A 17,565-nucleotide genomic window follows, 5' to 3' on the forward strand; every position below is an offset into this window, starting at 1 on the left:
TCATGCTCTTACGGCGATCCTGAACTAAGGTTTTCTGATACTTGAATACCGTTTTGTTCGGTATCGCCAAAGGAGAATGATTGATGAAACCACTTGTCCCTCGTCGCTCGCAGAAAGTGGCGTTAATACCTGCTGCCGTATTATTGTGTGCCGCCGCGCTATCTGCACAGGCAGAAGAAACACCGGTGATGCCACAATCGCCTGATATTTTGTTAGGCCCTCTGTTTAACGATGTGCAAAACGCCAAACTTTTTCCTGATCAAAAAACTTTTGCCGATGCCATTCCTAACAGCGATCCATTAATGATCCTCGCAGACTACCGGATGCAGCAGAATCAGAGCGGGTTCGATCTGCGCCATTTCGTTAACGTCAATTTCACCCTGCCGAAAGAGGGAGAAAAATATGTGCCTCCAAAGGGGCAGTCACTGCGCGAACACATTGACGGACTTTGGCCGGTGTTAACCCGTTCTACCGAAAGTACCGAACAATGGGATTCTCTGTTGCCGTTGCCGAAACCCTATGTCGTGCCGGGAGGTCGTTTTCGCGAAGTGTATTACTGGGACAGTTACTTCACCATGCTGGGGCTTGCCGAAAGCGGTCACTGGGATAAAGTGTCTGACATGGTGGCCAACTTTGGTCATGAAATAGATACTTATGGGCATATTCCAAACGGTAACCGCAGCTATTATTTGAGCCGATCGCAGCCGCCCTTTTTTGCCTTGATGGTGGAGTTACTCGCGCAACACGAAGGTGACGACGCGTTGAAACAATATCTGCCGCAACTGCAAAAAGAGTACGCGTACTGGATGGACGGTATTGAAAACCTGCAGGCCGGGCAACAGGAAAAACGCGTTGTTAAACTCAAGGATGGCACTATTCTTAACCGCTACTGGGATGACCACGATACGCCACGTCCGGAGTCGTGGGTAGAAGATATTGCCACCGCCAAAAGTAATCCGAACCGCCCTGCCACTGAAATTTACCGCGATCTGCGTTCTGCCGCCGCGTCTGGCTGGGATTTCAGCTCACGCTGGATGGACAACCCGCAGCAGTTAAATACATTACGCACCACCAGCATCGTACCGGTCGATCTCAATAGTCTGATGTATAAAATGGAGAAAATCCTCTCCCGCGCCAGTAAAGCAGCCGGGGATAACGCGATGGCCAGCCAATATGAAACGCTCGCCGATGCCCGTCAGAAAGGGATCGAAAAATATCTGTGGAACGATCAACATGGCTGGTATGCCGACTACGACCTGAAGAGCGATAAAGTGCGCAATCAGTTAACTGCCGCCGCCCTGTTCCCGCTTTATGTCAATGCAGCAGCAAAAGATCGCGCGATCAAAATGGCTACCGCCACTAAAACACATCTGTTGCAACCAGGCGGACTGAACACCACATCGGTGAAAAGTGGACAGCAATGGGATGCGCCAAATGGCTGGGCTCCCCTGCAATGGGTGGCGACTGAAGGGTTGCAAAACTACGGGCAGAACGAGGTGGCGATGGACATTAGCTGGCACTTCCTGACCAATGTTCAGCACACTTATGACCGGGAGAAGAAGCTGGTCGAGAAATATGATGTCAGTACCACCGGAACAGGTGGCGGCGGTGGCGAATACCCGTTGCAGGATGGCTTTGGCTGGACCAATGGCGTCACGCTGAAAATGCTCGATTTGATCTGCCCGAAAGAACAACCGTGTGACAATGTTCCGGCAACGCGTCCGACCGGTAAATCAACCACACAGCCGGTTAAACAAAAAGAGGCGGTACCTACGTCTTAACTTTACTGTATATCGGGCAATGCCATTGCGCGCATAAAATTGGCATTGCTCTTTTTTTCCACGAAAAACCAAACATCGATTATTATACGATCTATGTCTTAATTTTCTTATATCAGAGAAGATATTAATTTTACATTATCAATTTATTAATCATTACTCTTCTATTTATATTTTTCCGCCACTCACGCATTCTCCCTGACAATTTTCTTGTTGAACAAAGCGTTGTTTAGCAAATAAGCAGATCATTCTGTTTCTTTAGACAAATCTTGATATCAAACATGATCTTTATCGATATATATGTAAATATATAGCGGTTTTAATTGTCAGGATATTACTTATGTCACTAACCAGACGGATGTTTACGCAGGCTCTTGCGTCTACCTTGTTCCTGCATCATCTGCCGTCCTTTGCACAATCAGTTAAATTCTGGGCCTCATTGACGCTTCCTGAAGCCCAAAAAATTACGCGTATTGTCAGTGCCGGTGCGCCTGCCGATCTGCTTTTGCTGGCTGTCGCGCCAGAAAAACTGGTCGGTTTTTCTTCTTTTGACTTTGCTCGCGAGGCGGCAATTCCATTAACTCCGGCAATACGTCATTTACCTAAACTTGGACGACTCGCCGGGCGCGCCAGTTCGCTTTCAATGGAAGGGCTTATGGCATTGCAGCCCGATTTGGTCGTTGATTGCGGCAATACGGATGAAACCTGGATCTCCCAGGCACGGCAGGTTAGCGAACAGACACAAATACCCTGGTTATTGCTTAACGGGAAACTGGAGCAATCGGCAGAACAGTTAACAACGCTTGGCAAAACGTTAGGCGAAGAGCACCGCGCCGCAGAACAAGCCAATCTCGCCAGCCGTTTCGTTGGTGAAGCTCAGGCATTCGCCACCTCACCCGCCGCTAACCTCCGCTTTTATGCTGCGCGCGGTCCCCGAGGGCTGGAAACGGGCTTACAGGGTTCGTTGCATACCGAGGCGGCGGAATTATTAGGTTTGCACAACGTCGCGCAAATAGCCGATCGCCACGGCCTGGCACAGGTTTCCATGGAAAATCTACTGCGCTGGCAGCCGGATATTATTCTGGTTCAGGATGCTGTGACTGCAAACTTTATCCGTAACGATCCTCTCTGGCAGGGCGTAAATGCCGTTGCGGAACATCGCATCCTGTTTTTGAGTGGCTTGCCTTTCGGCTGGCTGGATGCCCCGCCGGGAATCAACCGTCTTCTGGGATTGCGCAGACTCCACGCCTGGCTGGATCCCGCAGTCAACAGCCAGTTTAAAAACGATATGCAACGTTACGCTCAACTGTTCTGGCATTGCCCATTAAGTGACGCCGACTATCAAAAAATGGTGGCGAGCTAATGAGAACCGCGAACGGATGTATTCTGCTGCTGGCAGCTATCAGTATCACTTTTGCCGCCGTAAATGGGGCTTATCATCTCGATATACAGCAACTGCTGGCGCTAATTCTTCGTCAAGAAGATGTTCCTGTGCAGGAACAAATTGTCTTCTGGCAAATCCGCGTGCCGCGCATTCTGGCGGCGTTGTTACTGGGCGCTGCGCTGGCAGGCGCCGGAACCACCTATCAGGGTATGTTCCGTAATCCCTTAGTTTCACCGGATATTTTAGGCGTCTCCGCCGGTGCCGGACTTGGTGCCTGCGCGGCAATCCTGTGGGGATTATCGATAGCTTACATCCAACTCTATGCATTTTGCGGCGGTCTGCTGGTGGTCGCGGGCGTCTGGCTGATTACATGTCGGGTGACTCGTCACGATCCGGTGCTCACGCTGGTGCTGGTCGGCATTGCGTTAGGGACGCTGTGCGGAGCGGGGATATCGCTAATTAAAACGCTGGCCGATCCCTATACCCAGTTGCCCTCGATTACCTTCTGGCTACTCGGTGGCCTGTCTACGGTGACCTTACGCGACCTTTACTACGCGGCACCGCTCATTCTGGCTGGCTCCGTTCCTTTGCTGTTCCTCCGCTGGCGCATGAATTTACTCACGCTTTCTGATGACGAAGCCCGCTCGCTGGGGCTGAATGTTGCGCGTCTGCGATTAGGATTGATTGTCTGCGCCACACTAATCACCGCCAGCACGGTAGCAATAGCGGGCATTATTGGTTGGGTTGGTCTGGTCGTTCCGCACATTGCCCGCTTGTTGACCGGTCATAACCATCAGCAACAGTTGCCCATGGCAATGTGTACTGGCGCGATTCTGCTCCTGCTTACCGATACGCTGGCGCGCAGCATTGGGACAACAGAAATCCCGCTCGGCATTCTGACCGCTTTTGTTGGCGCACCGTTTTTCCTGCTTTTGTTGTTACGCGGAGGTCGCCAGTGACTTTGCTTGCCGTCCGTCATGCGTCTCTGGGTTACTCCCGCCATCCGGTGCTAAGTGACGTTTCCTTCGCCCTGTCGCAAGGAACAATTTGTTGTCTGCTTGGCGCCAATGGTTGCGGCAAAACCACACTCATGCGCTCCATTCTTGGCGTTATTCCGTTATTAAAGGGCGAGATCTTACTGGATAGCATCCCTGTTCAGACACTTAACCATCGCCAGCGCGCGCAAGCAATTGCCTGGGTACCGCAGGCGCACGACGGTATTTTTGCTTTCAGTGTGCTGGATATGGTGTTGATGGGCCTGGCCCCCACCATGGGCGCTTTTTCCGTTCCCGGTAAGCAAGAACGCCTTAAAGCAACGGAACAACTGGAAAAGCTGGGTATTTTGCATCTGGCGACAAGACGCTGGAATACCCTTAGCGGCGGTGAACGCCAGCTGGCTTTAATCGCCCGTGCACTCGTCCAACAACCGCGCTTGTTGTTACTGGATGAGCCCGCCTCCAGCCTCGATTTCGGTCATCAGATCCAACTTCTGGACACGCTGGCGCAGCTAAAAAATAACGGCATGACAATGTTAATGTCGACTCACCATCCGCTCCATGCCAACGCCATTGCCGACAGCATTATCCAGGTAGAGCCAGATGGACGAGTAACACAAGGCTTACCGACCGAACAGTTAACAACGAACAAACTGGCGGCCCTGTATCGGGTTTCTGCCGACCAAATTCATCATCACCTCTCTGCAATTAGCCGCTAAGGAACAATCATGCTCATTGATGATATTGATTTTGCAGACCTTTATCTGCAGCAACTCAAACTGGCTCACCGCACAGAAAAAAACGCCCGATCACTGGGACCAACGGGCGGAGAAAATGGCTGAAAATTGTGCCTCGCCAACGGACAGCTACCTGCAACAACTGATCGCTAAAATTGACCTGCAAGGCGCGCAGACCTTATTCGATATGGGCTGCGGACCAGGTACCGTATCGCTGGCGCTGGCTGACAAACTCACTACGGTTTATGGCGTTGATTACAGTCAGGGGATGCTGAACGTTGCCGCCCGCCGCGCCGCCGCGCTGAAGGCAGACAATGTCCACTGGATCCAGCGCGCCTGGGAAGAGGACTGGAGTGACCTGCCACGCTGCGATATTGCCGTGGCTTCCCGATCCACACTGGTGGCTGATATGCGCCAGGCAATGAGCAAACTGAATAATCAGGCACGGCTGCGCGTCTACACCACCCATCTGGTCAGCACCTCGTTCGTCTCCCCGGCCATTCAGCGGGCGGCAGGTCGGGAAGTGATCGAATTACCCAACTATATCTTTGCGCTCAACGTCCTGTATCAAATGGGAATTTATGCTCACGTCGATTTTATCCGTGGACAAAATTGCCAACAGGATAACAGCACCTGGGAACGTTTTGAGCAGAACGTCAGCTGGAGTCTTGGCGCGCTTAACGACGATGAGCGTGAGCGGTTATATCGCTGGTATCAACAACAAGATGCTCGTACCCTCGCCCCTGCCAGCCGCGACTGGGCGCTCATCTGGTGGGATAGCGTGCCGCCGGAGGCACTGCGATGATCTTCATTTCTCAGGCACAAATCGATGCGTTACTTCTGGAAGATATCCAGGGCGGTGACCTGACCACGCGGGCATTAAATATTGGACACCAGCCTGGCTATATTGCGTTTTTTCACCGCCAGGGCGGCTGCGTCAGCGGCGTTTCTGTCGCGTGTAAGATGTTAACCACGCTGGGGTTAACCATTGATGACGCGGTCAGCGACGGTTCACAAGCGGATGCAGGTCAGCGGCTGATCCAAGCCTACGGCGACGCTGCAGCACTTCATCAGGGATGGAAAGCGGTCCAGAACGTACTGGAGTGGAGTTGCGGCGTCTCAGATTATCTCGCTCAAATGCTGGCGTTGCTTCGTGAACGTTATCCTGACGGCAATATCGCCTGCACCCGAAAAGCTATCCCTGGAACCCGGTTGCTGGCAACACAAGCTGTCATTGCCGCTGGCGGGCTGATTCACCGTGCCGGATGTGCGGAAACCATATTATTGTTCGCCAACCACCGTCATTTTCTTGCTGACAATCAGGACTGGTCGGGCGCAATCGCTCAGTTACGTCGCCACGCCCCCGAGAAGAAAATTGTTGTTGAAGCCGACACGCCGAAAGAGGCTATCGCCGCGTTACACGCGCAACCAGACGTACTTCAGCTCGACAAATTTAGTCCGCAGCAGGCAACTGAAATTGCGCAAATAGCGCCGTCGCTGGCTCCCCACTGTACGCTGGCTCTGACCGGCGGAATTAATCTGACGACACTCAAAAATTACCTCGACTGCGGCATTCGCCTTTTTATTACTTCCGCGCCTTATTACGCGACACCGGCTGACATCAAAGTCAGTCTGCAACCCGCAGCCTCTATTTAATTCTTTGTTAAACGGAATTTATTCTATGAGACTCAAAAAACGTTATCTCTGCACAGCATTATCACTTGCCTTTACCCAGCAGGCCGTAGCGGCTCCGGAGAGCGACACGCTGACCGTATGGTCCAACCCCGTATCATCGACGACGACCACCGTTCTCGATCAACCCACCATGAAGGCCCTGGATAAACAGAATGTCGCTAAGGCATTAAGCGTCGTCCCTGGCGTAGTGCTGCAAAAGTCAGGCAGCCGCAACGAAGAACAGGTCAAAGTTCGTGGTTTTGATAGCCGTCAGGTACCGGTCTATTTCGACGGCGTGCCGATTTATGTTCCCTATGACGGCAACCTCGATCTGGCGCGGATTCTGACCAACAATCTGGGCGCGGTCGAAGTTTCCAAAGGGTACTCGTCGCTGCTTCAGGGGCCTAATCAGATGGGCGGAGCCATTAATATCACCACCCAGAAGCCAACGAAACCTCTGGAAGCAAGTCTGGGATATCGCCAGGGATGGAGCCGTAGCCAGGACAATGCCTACGATATGCATGCTTCATTTGCCGCCAGCAACGATCTGGGGTATTTGCAAGTCAGCGGTAGCCAGCTAAAGCAGGATTTTCTCGGCCTGCCGCATGGTGTGAATAACGATATTGCAGGCAAACACGGCAAGATGATTAACTCATCGGCTGATGATAAACGCGGTATTGTAAAGCTCGGTTTTACACCGCGTGAAAACGATGAATACACACTGACTTACATTAAGCAGGATGGTGAAAAAGATAACCCGCCATACAGCGGAAACAGTGGTCAGAAATCACGCTACTGGCAGTGGCCGGAGTATGACAAAGAAAGTTTTTACTATCAGGGAACGACCCAGCTAAACGAGCGTTTTACTTTGAAAAGTCGGCTGTATCGCGACACCTTTGAAAATACGCTGATGATGTACAACTCGCTGGCTGATTTGAAAAATAAAAAAGGCAGCTACAGCCATTATTCCGATTACAGCGACGGTGCCGGGTTACAACTGGCAGCCGATGTGCGTGAAAACGATCTGCTGTCGTTTGCCGTTAACTGGAAAGATGACGTACACCGGGAAAAAGGTGCGCCGCACGCCGCTTACGATCGCTATGAAGATCGCACCTGGTCGCTCGCCAGTGAATATCAATGGGCTGCCGCCGATAATGTCGATGTCGTGGCGGGAATCAGCTATGACTGGCGCGATAGCGTAGAAGCGAAAAAACATGAGAACGATGGCAGCATCACCCATTATGACGACAACAATCAGTCAGCTTTTAACTGGCAGGTAATGGGGAAATACCACTTTGCCAATGAAGACACGCTGGCACTTTCGTACTATGACCGCACTCGCTTTCCGACGCTGAAAGAACGCTATACCACGTCCAAACCAGCGTATAACCAGATAGCGATTGTTAACCCACAGCTCAAACCGGAACGCGCGCGCGGGGTAGATTTAACCTGGAATGGTGCCTTCACGCGCGACTGGGGATTTGAGGTCAGCGTTTACTATAACCGGGTGAGTGATGCCATCCTCTCGCACAATATCGATGCCGATACCATTCAAAACCAGAACAGCGGCACGGTGGATTACAGCGGTCTGGATGCCGGTATTAAGGGGAAAATCAGCAATATACTGGATGTAGGATTGAGCTACGCCCTGATCCACGCTGACGCCAAACGCAAAGACATCGGCAAGATAACCGATCTGCCAACGCAGACCATGACCGCATGGATGACTCTCAAACCGTGGGAGCCGTTAAGCGTAACGCTGTCGGAAGAGGCGCGTTCCTCCAGCTACAGCAACAGTGACGGTTCACAAAAAGCCGCTGGTTTTGCGGTGACCCACATTCGAGCTGATTACGCCTTAGGTCATGGCTTCAGCGTCAATGCGTCGGTCAATAACCTGTTTGATACTCAATATGCCTACAGTGAAGGGTTTATTGAAGAAGGTCGCAATTTCTGGGCAGGTGTCGAGTATACGTTCTGATGTGAAAGCGGATAGCGGCATCTGTATCGCTATCCGCCTTATGAAAATCTTATTCTCTTCGCAGGAGGCGAAATACGCCCAGAACGAGAATAGCTCCCACCACCGCCACCAGGAAGCTGTGCAAATTAAAACCGCTGATGGAGCCGCCAATGCCAAACATGGTCGCCAGCCAGCCGCCGACCACCGCACCGACTATCCCGAGAATACAGGTCAGGAAAAATCCACCACCATCACGCCCCGGCATGATTAGCTTGGCGATAATGCCGGCTATCAGGCCAAAAATAATCCAGGCAATAATTCCCATGTTCAGGCCCTCGTTTCTATGAACAGGACGCAAGAAATGCTTACGTCAACGCTCTAAGTATAGGCAAGGGTAAGTTTGATGTCGGGCGTCTGGTGGTTGATTTGCAGTCGACATGATAAAAAAATTCGCATTTGTATAAAGTTTTGTTAATCGCCACCGATAAACCAAAGACAGTTTGTCGGTCAGGAGTTTTTCCGCGTGAGTCACTACCATGAGCAGTTCCTGAAACAAAATCCTTTAGCAGTACTGGGCGTTTTACGCGATTTGCATAAAGCTGCAATTCCCTTGCGTATCAGTTGGACTGACGGTCAACTGATCAGCAAAATACTGGCAATAAGCCGGATAAACTGGTGCTGGATTACGGCAGTCAAGCAGAAGACAACAATGCAGTGCTTAAGGCGCAGCACATTACCATAACCGCCGAAACTCAGGGTGCGAAAGTCGAGTTTACTGTTGAACAATTACAGCAAAGTGAATACCTGCAGCTTCCGGCCTTTATTACCGCACCGCCTCCCACCTTATGGTTTGTACAACGACGCCGATATTTCCGCATCTCCGCCCCGCTCCATCCGCCTTATTTTTGCCAGACCAAACTGGCGGATAACAGCACGTTACGTTTTCGCCTGTATGATTTGTCGTTAGGCGGCATGGGCGCATTACTGGAAACGGCAAAGCCTGCCGGATTGCAAGAAGGCATGCGCTTCGCACAGATTGAAGTCAACATGGGACAATGGGGCATTTTTCACTTTGATGCCCAGTTACTGACGATCAGCGAGCGTAAATTGATCGATGGTAAAAATGAAACCGTCTCCACTCCCCGTCTGAGCTTTCGTTTTCTTAACGTCAGCCCGACGGTGGAGCGGCAATTACAGCGAATTATTTTCTCACTCGAGCGGGAAGCCCGTGAGAAAGCGGACAAAGTACGCGACTGAGTTACATTGCGTCCAGAGCCTGCTCGAGTTTATAGATATAGCGTGGAGCCTGCGGCGCGGGGTGATTTCTCGCGACGTGATCGAGGAACTCGTCAGCGTCCAGATCGTTGATTTTGCTGATCGCCTTTTTCCGATCTGAGGAGAAAGTCCGTAGCAGTGCGCCTGCCCCGTTAGCGTATGACACTACCAGCGCATATTGCAGTACTTTCGGATCTTCAATACCTGCCAGCGGGCCGGTTTCCAGAATATTCAGGTAAGCTGCCCCCATTGAGATATTACGCTCTGGATTTTTCAGCTCACTGGTCGTCGGCTCACCACTCCAGCCCATACGGCGATAAACATCGCGTCCGGACGTGGAGGCTTTTAACTGCATCAAACCAATGGCATTCGATTTACTCACCGCGTTCGGGTTACCGCCCGACTCGATAGCGATAATCGCCGTGATCAATTGTGGATCGACCCCCCAGGCCGCACCGGCTTTCTGACTAATTGGCATCCACTTCATTGCACGTTGTACCGGAACTTTCGCGTTCCACGGAGGGTTCGTATAGTCATGTTTTGATGAACAACCCGCTAATAACACAATCAAAAAGGCAAACCATCTCAATTTCACTTCATCTATCCTTATAGCCTGGAATCGCCGTTGAGGTGACAACGGCACACCTAAGCGGCATGATATACAATTCGTTTCTGTTGTCAGCAAGGAATTGCCATGTCTCAGTTTCACTTAATCGCCCCGTCGGGTTACTGCATTAATCAGCACGCCGCGCAGCGCGGTATTCAACGCCTGATGGATGCGGGTCATCAGGTCAATAACGTAGAGGTCATTGCCCGTCGCTGTGAGCGGTTTGCAGGTACGGAAACGGAGCGTCTGGCGGATATTAATTCTCTTGCAGGGCTGACATCACCCAACACTATCGTACTGGCGGTTCGCGGCGGTTACGGTGCCAGCCGCTTACTGGCGGATATTGACTGGCAGGCGCTGGTTGCTCGCCAACAACATGATCCGTTGCTGATCTGCGGGCATAGCGATTTCACAGCCATCCAGTGTGGACTGCTGACCCAGGGTAATGTCATCACCTTTAGCGGCCCGATGCTGGTGGCGAATTTTGGCGCGGAAGAGCTGAACGCCTTTACCGAGCACCATTTCTGGCTGGCATTACGCAATGAAACATTCACCATTGAATGGCAAGGGGAAGGCCCGACGTGTCGGACCGAAGGCACATTGTGGGGAGGCAATCTCGCGATGCTGATTTCGCTGATTGGTACGCCGTGGATGCCGCAAATTGAGAACGGTATTCTGGTGCTGGAAGATATTAACGAGCACCCTTTCCGCGTCGAACGTATGCTGTTACAGCTCTATCATGCCGGAATTTTACCGCGTCAAAAGGCGATTATCCTCGGTAGCTTCAGTGGTAGCACGCCCAATGATTATGACGCGGGTTACAACCTGGAGTCGGTGTACGCGTTCTTGCGTTCCCGCCTGTCTATTCCACTCATAACTGGCCTCGATTTTGGTCATGAACAACGCACAGTTACGCTGCCGTTGGGCGCACATGCCACGCTTAATCACACCCAGGAAGGCACACAGTTGACGATTAGTGGTCATCCTGTTCTTAAAAGTGTAAAAAAATCACGATTCAGGGCTAAGTAAAACGCTGTTTCTGCCGCTAATATGGTAGGGTTTATATAAGAGACAGCGTAATCAGGAGTAACCGACCGTTGGATGCCACAACAATAATTAGCCTTTTCATCTTAGGATCCATCCTTGTCACCAGCAGTATTTTACTTAGTTCATTTTCTTCCCGTCTTGGCATTCCCATTCTGGTTATTTTTCTGGCGATCGGCATGCTGGCGGGGGTTGATGGCGTCGGCGGCATCCCGTTTGATAATTATCCTTTTGCTTACATGGTAAGTAACCTCGCGCTGGCGATTATTTTGCTCGACGGTGGGATGCGTACCCAGGCCAGTTCATTTCGCGTGGCGTTAGGCCCGGCGCTGTCACTGGCGACGGTGGGCGTGCTGATTACTTCTGGTTTAACCGGCATGATGGCAGCGTGGCTGTTTAATCTCAATTTGATTGAAGGCTTATTAATCGGCGCTATTGTCGGTTCCACGGATGCCGCTGCGGTATTTTCTCTGCTTGGCGGCAAGGGGCTTAACGAACGTGTTGGCTCGACGCTGGAAATAGAATCCGGCAGTAATGATCCGATGGCCGTGTTTCTGACCATTACCCTGATTGCGATGATCCAGCATCATGAGAGCAATATTAGCTGGATGTTCATTGTCGATATTCTGCAGCAATTTGGTCTGGGCATTGTAATAGGTCTTGGTGGCGGTTATTTACTGCTGCAAATGATCAACCGCATCGCCCTGCCTGCCGGATTATATCCATTGCTGGCATTAAGCGGCGGTATTCTGATTTTCTCATTAACCACTGCGCTGGAAGGTAGCGGTATTCTGGCGGTGTATCTGTGCGGTTTTCTGCTGGGTAATCGCCCTATTCGCAACCGCTACGGCATTCTGCAGAATTTCGACGGCCTCGCCTGGCTGGCGCAAATCGCCATGTTCCTGGTACTTGGGCTGTTGGTTAACCCAAGCGACTTACTGCCTATTGCCATTCCGGCGCTCATTTTGTCCGCATGGATGATTTTCTTCGCTCGTCCCCTTTCGGTATTTGCCGGATTGCTGCCGTTCCGTGGCTTCAATTTGCGTGAGCGCGTATTTATCAGTTGGGTCGGACTGCGCGGCGCGGTGCCAATTATCCTGGCGGTGTTCCCGATGATGGCGGGCCTGGAGAATGCGCGTCTGTTCTTTAATGTCGCCTTCTTCGTGGTTCTGGTTTCGCTGTTGTTACAGGGAACATCGCTCTCGTGGGCGGCGAAAAAAGCCAAAGTGGTGGTTCCGCCCGTCGGACGCCCGGTATCACGCGTTGGCCTTGATATTCATCCGGAAAACCCGTGGGAACAGTTTGTTTATCAGTTGAGTGCCGATAAATGGTGCGTGGGCGCGGCGCTGCGCGATCTGCATATGCCAAAAGAGACGCGTATTGCGGCACTATTTCGTGATAACCAGTTGCTTCATCCCACCGGCAGCACCCGACTGCGTGAAGGCGACGTCTTGTGCGTGATTGGTCGGGAACGCGATCTCCCGGCGCTCGGTAAACTGTTCAGCCAGTCACCGCCAGTCGCGCTGGATCAACGCTTCTTTGGTGACTTCATTCTTGAAGCCAGTGCCAAATATGCCGATGTGGCGCTGATATATGGTCTGGAAGATGGTCGGGAGTATCGCGATAAACAGCAAACGCTGGGGGAAATTGTCCAGCAATTGTTAGGCGCGGCTCCGGTTGTCGGTGATCAGGTGGAGTTTGCCGGGATGATCTGGACGGTGGCCGAGAAAGAAGATAATGAAGTACTGAAGATTGGCGTTCGGGTAGCGGAGGAAGAAGCCGAATCTTAAGTTTGATCCGTCTTGTATCGCCGGATGCGACGCTGGTCGCATCCGGCTACAGCAAGTTACACCGTCACAACAGGCACACGTAACGCCAGCGCGCACATCAATTCATAGCCAACAGTTCCGGCAGCGGCGGCGACATCATCAATTTTGATCTCTTTGCCCCACAGCTCAACCGGGGTACCAATACCCGCCTGCGGGCAAGGCGTTAAATCGACCGCCAGCATATCCATCGAGACAGTCCCTACCGTCATGGTGCGTACGCCGTCGACTAAAACAGGGGTACCGGTTGGCGCATGCCGCGGATAACCGTCGGCGTATCCGGCGGCGACAATGCCGATTCGCTGTTCATCACGCGCGGTATAGCGACCGCCATAGCCCACGCGCTCTCCCGCTTTCAGCGTCTGGACACCAATAATCTCGCTACTTAACGTCATTACCGGACGTAATCCGGTATTGGCGATATCGCGCCACTGACCGGACGGTGATGCACCATACAAAACAATCCCCGGACGCACCCAGTCAAAATGCGCTTCCGGATGCCACAGCGTCGCCGCCGAGTTAGACAACGAGCGTCGACACTCCAGCCCTTCCGCCGCCTGGTCAACACGCGCCATCGCCTCGGTAATCCCATCAGGATGTTCGGCCTCGGCAAAATGCGACATCAGGGTCATTTCGCCAACATTCGCCATCGCCCGCAGTTGCTGCCAAACGGTGGACACGCGATCGGGCAGGAAGCCCAGCCGATTCATTCCACTGTTCACTTTAAGATAAATATCCAGGGGTGCTTTTAGTCGCGCGTTTTGCAACGCTTTGAGCTGCCAGTTACTGTGGACGCAGGTAGTCAGGCGATACTGGTCATAAATCTCCAGATCCTGGGCGTGGAAAAAACCTTCCAACATGAGGATCGGCCCTTTCCAGCCGCGCTCACGTAGGGTAATGGCCTCTTCCAGATTAAGTAACGGCAAAGCCATCGGTAGCCCCGAGCGCACTCCAGATACGCTCAATACCATGCCCATACGCGTTCGCTTTTACCACCGACCAGACGCGCGCGTGCGGCGCGGCCTGGCGGACAATGTTCAGATTCTGTTTTAATGCCTGTAGATCGAGGCTGGCCTGTATCGGTCTGGTCATCTCGATTCCTTAGCTGTGCGCGCCATGTAAATGGCCCGGGCGTGATGGCGTAAATCCACGGCTGTAGCGCGCTACGCTTAAATCCTCATACGGGATAGCGGGCGTGCGCCCCGAGAGTAGATCGCTTAACAACTGACCGGAACCGCAAGCCATCGTCCAGCCGAGCGTACCGTGACCGGTATTCAGCCACAGATTTTTAAAGCGTGAACGACCAACAATCGGCGTGCCGTCTGGCGTCATCGGGCGCAAACCGGTCCAGAAAGTCGCCTGCTCGACATGACCGCCGCGCGGATAGAGATCGCGAACGACCATTTCCAGCGTTTCACGACGCGGCTGTAACAGTTCAGTGTTAAAGCCAACAATTTCCGCCATTCCACCAACGCGGATACGGTTATCGAAACGGGTAATGGCGATTTTGTAGGTTTCATCAAGAATGGTGGATACCGGCGCGCCATCTTCCTGCGCAATTGGAATGGTCAGGGAATACCCCTTCAGCGGATACACCGGAATATCAACAATGCCTTTGAGCATCGCCGTCGAGTAAGAACCAAACGCCATCACATACGCATCGGCCTTAATCACTTCATCACCACACTTCACGCCGTAGATTTGCTCGCCGTCGCAAAGCAGTTGGTCAACGGGCGTATTAAAGCGGAATTTAACCCCCGCCTGCTCCGCCATCCGCGCCAGATTCTGGGTAAAGAGCTGGCAGTCTCCGGTTTCATCATTGGGCAGTTGCAGACCGCCGGTCAGTTTATGCGCCACTTCTGCCAGTGCGGGCTCCACTTCTGCCAGGCGGCTGGATTCCAGTAATTTGTACGGCACACCAGCATCTTCCAGCACGGCGATATCGCGAGTGGCATTTTCATATTGTTGTTCGGTACGGAACAGTTGCAGCGTCCCGCCCTGCCGACCTTCATACTGGATATTTGTCTCTGCGCGTAATGCTTTCAGGCAATCACGACTGTATTCCGCCAGGCGCACCATCCGCCCTTTATTTTCCATATAGTGGCTGGTGTCGCAGTTACGTAACATTTGCCACATCCATTTCAACTGGAACTGCGTACCGTCGAGACGAACGGCCAGCGGCGCATGGCGCTGAAACATCCATTTAATCGCTTTTAAAGGCACGCCTGGTGCTGCCCACGGCGCGGCATAGCCAGGGGAGATTTGCCCGGCATTCGCTGCGCTGGTTTCAAGAGCCGCCCCCGGTTCCCGATCAATGACGGTGACCTCATGTCCTGCCTGATTCAGATACCAGGCGCTGGCAACGCCTACCACACCACTTCCCAGTATGACAACTCGCATAGCCACTCCGATAACGGTAGATACAGTAAAAGAATAATAATCTAATTACATCTTGATAACTCAGTTGAAAATATTATTCAACATACAGCTTTTTTATGGTGAGCCAGCTCACATCTCCCTGACACAGCGGGAATATACTGTCTTTGGCATCTCCTGCTGAACGTGCTTTTTATCCAGCAGAAAATTCCGTTGAGAAGCTAATTATTGGCACTCCGATAATAAGAAATCGCAAAGAAAAAAAATTCTCCGGCGACGCGGTTTTTAACAGGTGTTCTATGCTTGAAATGAGGTGCTCCACACAGAGAGCGCCGACAACAATGAGGTGCGCGTATGGCGACGATCGATTCTATGAATAAGGACACCACACGTTTGAGCGATGGACCCGACTGGACGTTCGACCTGCTGGATGTTTACCTTGCAGAGATAGACCGGGTGGCGAAACTCTATCGGCTGGATACCTACCCGCACCAGATTGAAGTGATAACCTCGGAACAGATGATGGATGCCTACTCCAGCGTCGGCATGCCGATCAACTATCCGCACTGGTCATTCGGTAAAAAGTTTATCGAAACCGAACGTCTGTATAAGCACGGTCAGCAAGGGCTGGCCTATGAAATTGTCATTAACTCTAACCCGTGTATCGCTTACCTGATGGAAGAGAACACCATTACCATGCAGGCGCTGGTGATGGCACATGCCTGCTATGGTCACAACTCTTTCTTCAAAAACAATTACCTGTTTCGCAGCTGGACCGACGCCAGTTCGATTGTCGATTATCTGATTTTTGCCCGTAAATATATTACCGAGTGCGAAGAGCGTTATGGCGTTGATGAAGTAGAAAAGCTGCTGGACTCCTGTCATGCCCTGATGAACTACGGCGTGGACCGTTACAAACGTCCGCAAAAAATCTCTCTCCAGGAGGAAAAAGCCCGGCAGAAAAAGTCGCGAGGAGTATCTGCAAAGTCAGGTCAACATGCTGTGGCGTACCCTGCCGAAGCGCGAAGAAGAGAAAACAGTCGCCGAAGCGCGCCGCTATCCTTCCGAGCCGCAAGAAAACCTGCTTTATTTTATGGAGAAAAATGCCCCACTACTGGAATCATGGCAGCGTGAAATTCTGCGTATTGTGCGAAAGGTGAGCCAGTATTTTTATCCGCAAAAACAGACCCAGGTGATGAATGAAGGCTGGGCGACCTTCTGGCACTACACCATCCTTAACCATCTGTACGATGAAGGGAAAGTGACCGAACGCTTTATGCTGGAGTTTTTGCACAGCCACACCAATGTGGTTTTCCAGCCGCCCTATAACAGCCCGTGGTACAGCGGAATAAATCCGTATGCGCTTGGTTTCGCCATGTTCCAGGATATTAAACGGATTTGTCAGTCGCCGACGGAAGAAGACAAATACTGGTTCCCGGATATCGCCGGTTCTGACTGGCTGGAAACATTGCATTTTGCGATGCGTGATTTCAAAGATGAGAGTTTTATTAGCCAGTTCCTGTCACCGAAAGTGATGCGTGATTTTCGCTTCTTCACCGTTCTGGACGACGATCGCCATAATTATCTGGAAATTTCTGCCATTCATAATGAGGAAGGTTATCGGGAGATCCGTAACCGATTATCGTCGCAATATAACTTAAGTAATCTGGAGCCGAATATTCAGATCTGGAACGTAGATTTACGCGGCGACCGTTCACTGACGCTGCGCTACATTCCGCATAACCGCGCTCCGCTGGACCGGGGGCGTAAAGAGGTGCTGAAGCATGTGCATCGCCTGTGGGGATTTGATGTGATGCTCGAACAGCAAAACGAAGACGGCAGCGTCGAGTTGCTGGAACGTTGCCCGCCGAGAATGGGAAATCTGTAAAAACAACAAAAAACCCCTCGTTTG

General features: G+C 51.9%; 11 protein-coding genes and 4 pseudogenes. 11 read left to right on the forward strand and 4 right to left on the reverse strand.

The window, feature by feature from the left end; genetic code table 11:
- Window positions 1–83 precede the first annotated feature (83 nt).
- The 7 genes and pseudogenes from CRI63_RS00260 (at window position 84) to CRI63_RS00290 (ending at window position 8,546) form a co-directional block, all read left to right on the forward strand.
- Window positions 84–1,781 carry an alpha,alpha-trehalase gene (locus CRI63_RS00260; RefSeq protein ID WP_135518136.1) on the forward strand — a complete coding sequence of 566 codons (1,698 nt, stop codon included), beginning with the start codon at window positions 84–86 and terminating at the stop codon, window positions 1,779–1,781.
- Window positions 1,782–2,118: 337 nt separating this feature from the next.
- Window positions 2,119–3,141 (forward strand): iron ABC transporter substrate-binding protein, encoded by a 1,023-nt coding sequence (locus tag CRI63_RS00265; RefSeq protein WP_135518138.1) that lies wholly within the window; start codon window positions 2,119–2,121, stop codon window positions 3,139–3,141.
- Window positions 3,141–4,121 carry an iron ABC transporter permease gene (locus CRI63_RS00270; protein WP_130258893.1) on the forward strand — a complete coding sequence of 327 codons (981 nt, stop codon included), beginning with the start codon at window positions 3,141–3,143 and terminating at the stop codon, window positions 4,119–4,121. Before CRI63_RS00265 ends, CRI63_RS00270 begins: the two co-directional genes overlap by 1 nt.
- Entirely contained in the window at window positions 4,118–4,876 is a 759-nt protein-coding gene (locus tag CRI63_RS00275) for an ABC transporter ATP-binding protein (RefSeq protein ID WP_130258892.1), read from the forward strand. The genes CRI63_RS00270 and CRI63_RS00275 overlap by 4 nt, the downstream gene beginning before the upstream one ends.
- A gap of 9 nt (window positions 4,877–4,885) precedes the next feature.
- Window positions 4,886–5,699, forward strand: a pseudogene (locus CRI63_RS00280) (methyltransferase domain-containing protein).
- Window positions 5,696–6,550 (forward strand): ModD protein, encoded by an 855-nt coding sequence (modD, locus tag CRI63_RS00285; protein WP_135518140.1) that lies wholly within the window; start codon window positions 5,696–5,698, stop codon window positions 6,548–6,550. The pseudogene CRI63_RS00280 and the gene modD overlap by 4 nt, the downstream one beginning before the upstream one ends.
- Before the next feature lie 25 nt (window positions 6,551–6,575).
- Window positions 6,576–8,546 carry a TonB-dependent receptor gene (locus CRI63_RS00290; RefSeq protein WP_135518142.1) on the forward strand — a complete coding sequence of 657 codons (1,971 nt, stop codon included), beginning with the start codon at window positions 6,576–6,578 and terminating at the stop codon, window positions 8,544–8,546.
- A 49-nt stretch (window positions 8,547–8,595) separates the two neighbouring features.
- Here CRI63_RS00290 and CRI63_RS00295 read toward each other — a convergent pair whose 3' ends face one another.
- On the reverse strand, window positions 8,596–8,850 hold the full coding sequence (locus CRI63_RS00295) for a GlsB/YeaQ/YmgE family stress response membrane protein (RefSeq protein ID WP_000511315.1): 255 nt from the start codon (window positions 8,848–8,850) through the stop codon (window positions 8,596–8,598).
- A gap of 198 nt (window positions 8,851–9,048) precedes the next feature.
- Between CRI63_RS00295 and CRI63_RS00300 the strand changes: the two are divergent.
- Window positions 9,049–9,782: pseudogene (locus CRI63_RS00300) on the forward strand (flagellar brake protein).
- 1 nt (window position 9,783) lies between these two features.
- Here the strand turns inward: CRI63_RS00300 and emtA are convergent.
- A complete protein-coding gene (gene emtA, locus CRI63_RS00305; RefSeq protein ID WP_130205637.1) occupies window positions 9,784–10,395 on the reverse strand; it encodes a membrane-bound lytic murein transglycosylase EmtA in 612 nt (203 codons plus the stop codon).
- A 99-nt stretch (window positions 10,396–10,494) separates the two neighbouring features.
- Here emtA and ldcA point away from each other — a divergent pair, with 99 nt between their 5' ends.
- Together ldcA and CRI63_RS00315 are read left to right on the forward strand one after the other, a co-directional pair.
- Window positions 10,495–11,436, forward strand: a complete 942-nt coding sequence (gene ldcA, locus CRI63_RS00310; RefSeq protein ID WP_135518144.1) for a muramoyltetrapeptide carboxypeptidase — start codon at window positions 10,495–10,497, stop codon at window positions 11,434–11,436.
- A gap of 68 nt (window positions 11,437–11,504) precedes the next feature.
- Window positions 11,505–13,241, forward strand: coding sequence for a potassium/proton antiporter (locus CRI63_RS00315; protein WP_064528688.1), 1,737 nt, complete (start codon window positions 11,505–11,507; stop codon window positions 13,239–13,241).
- A 56-nt stretch (window positions 13,242–13,297) separates the two neighbouring features.
- Here CRI63_RS00315 and dadX read toward each other — a convergent pair.
- Both dadX and dadA read right to left on the reverse strand, forming a co-directional pair.
- Window positions 13,298–14,369, reverse strand: a pseudogene (gene dadX, locus CRI63_RS00320) (catabolic alanine racemase DadX).
- A gap of 9 nt (window positions 14,370–14,378) precedes the next feature.
- Window positions 14,379–15,677, reverse strand: a complete 1,299-nt coding sequence (gene dadA, locus CRI63_RS00325) for a D-amino acid dehydrogenase (protein ID WP_130205629.1) — start codon at window positions 15,675–15,677, stop codon at window positions 14,379–14,381.
- A 330-nt stretch (window positions 15,678–16,007) separates the two neighbouring features.
- Here dadA and CRI63_RS00330 point away from each other — a divergent pair.
- Window positions 16,008–17,541, forward strand: a pseudogene (locus tag CRI63_RS00330) (SpoVR family protein).
- Window positions 17,542–17,565 lie beyond the last annotated feature (24 nt).

Origin of the sequence: Escherichia sp. E2661, from assembly GCF_004745185.1 — a bacterium.
Classification (GTDB): domain Bacteria; phylum Pseudomonadota; class Gammaproteobacteria; order Enterobacterales; family Enterobacteriaceae; genus Escherichia.

What these genes read in the sequence shown, in the direction of transcription:
- CRI63_RS00260 (WP_135518136.1), top strand. Translation starts at nt 84, where the DNA reads ATGAAACCACTTGTCCCTCGTCGCTCGCAGAAAGTGGCGTTAATACCT.
- CRI63_RS00265 (WP_135518138.1), top strand. Translation starts at nt 2,119, where the DNA reads ATGTCACTAACCAGACGGATGTTTACGCAGGCTCTTGCGTCTACCTTG.
- CRI63_RS00270 (WP_130258893.1), top strand. Translation starts at nt 3,141, where the DNA reads ATGAGAACCGCGAACGGATGTATTCTGCTGCTGGCAGCTATCAGTATC.
- modD (WP_135518140.1), top strand. Translation starts at nt 5,696, where the DNA reads ATGATCTTCATTTCTCAGGCACAAATCGATGCGTTACTTCTGGAAGAT.
- CRI63_RS00290 (WP_135518142.1), top strand. Translation starts at nt 6,576, where the DNA reads ATGAGACTCAAAAAACGTTATCTCTGCACAGCATTATCACTTGCCTTT.
- CRI63_RS00295 (WP_000511315.1), bottom strand. Translation starts at nt 8,850, where the DNA reads ATGGGAATTATTGCCTGGATTATTTTTGGCCTGATAGCCGGCATTATC.
- ldcA (WP_135518144.1), top strand. Translation starts at nt 10,495, where the DNA reads ATGTCTCAGTTTCACTTAATCGCCCCGTCGGGTTACTGCATTAATCAG.
- dadA (WP_130205629.1), bottom strand. Translation starts at nt 15,677, where the DNA reads ATGCGAGTTGTCATACTGGGAAGTGGTGTGGTAGGCGTTGCCAGCGCC.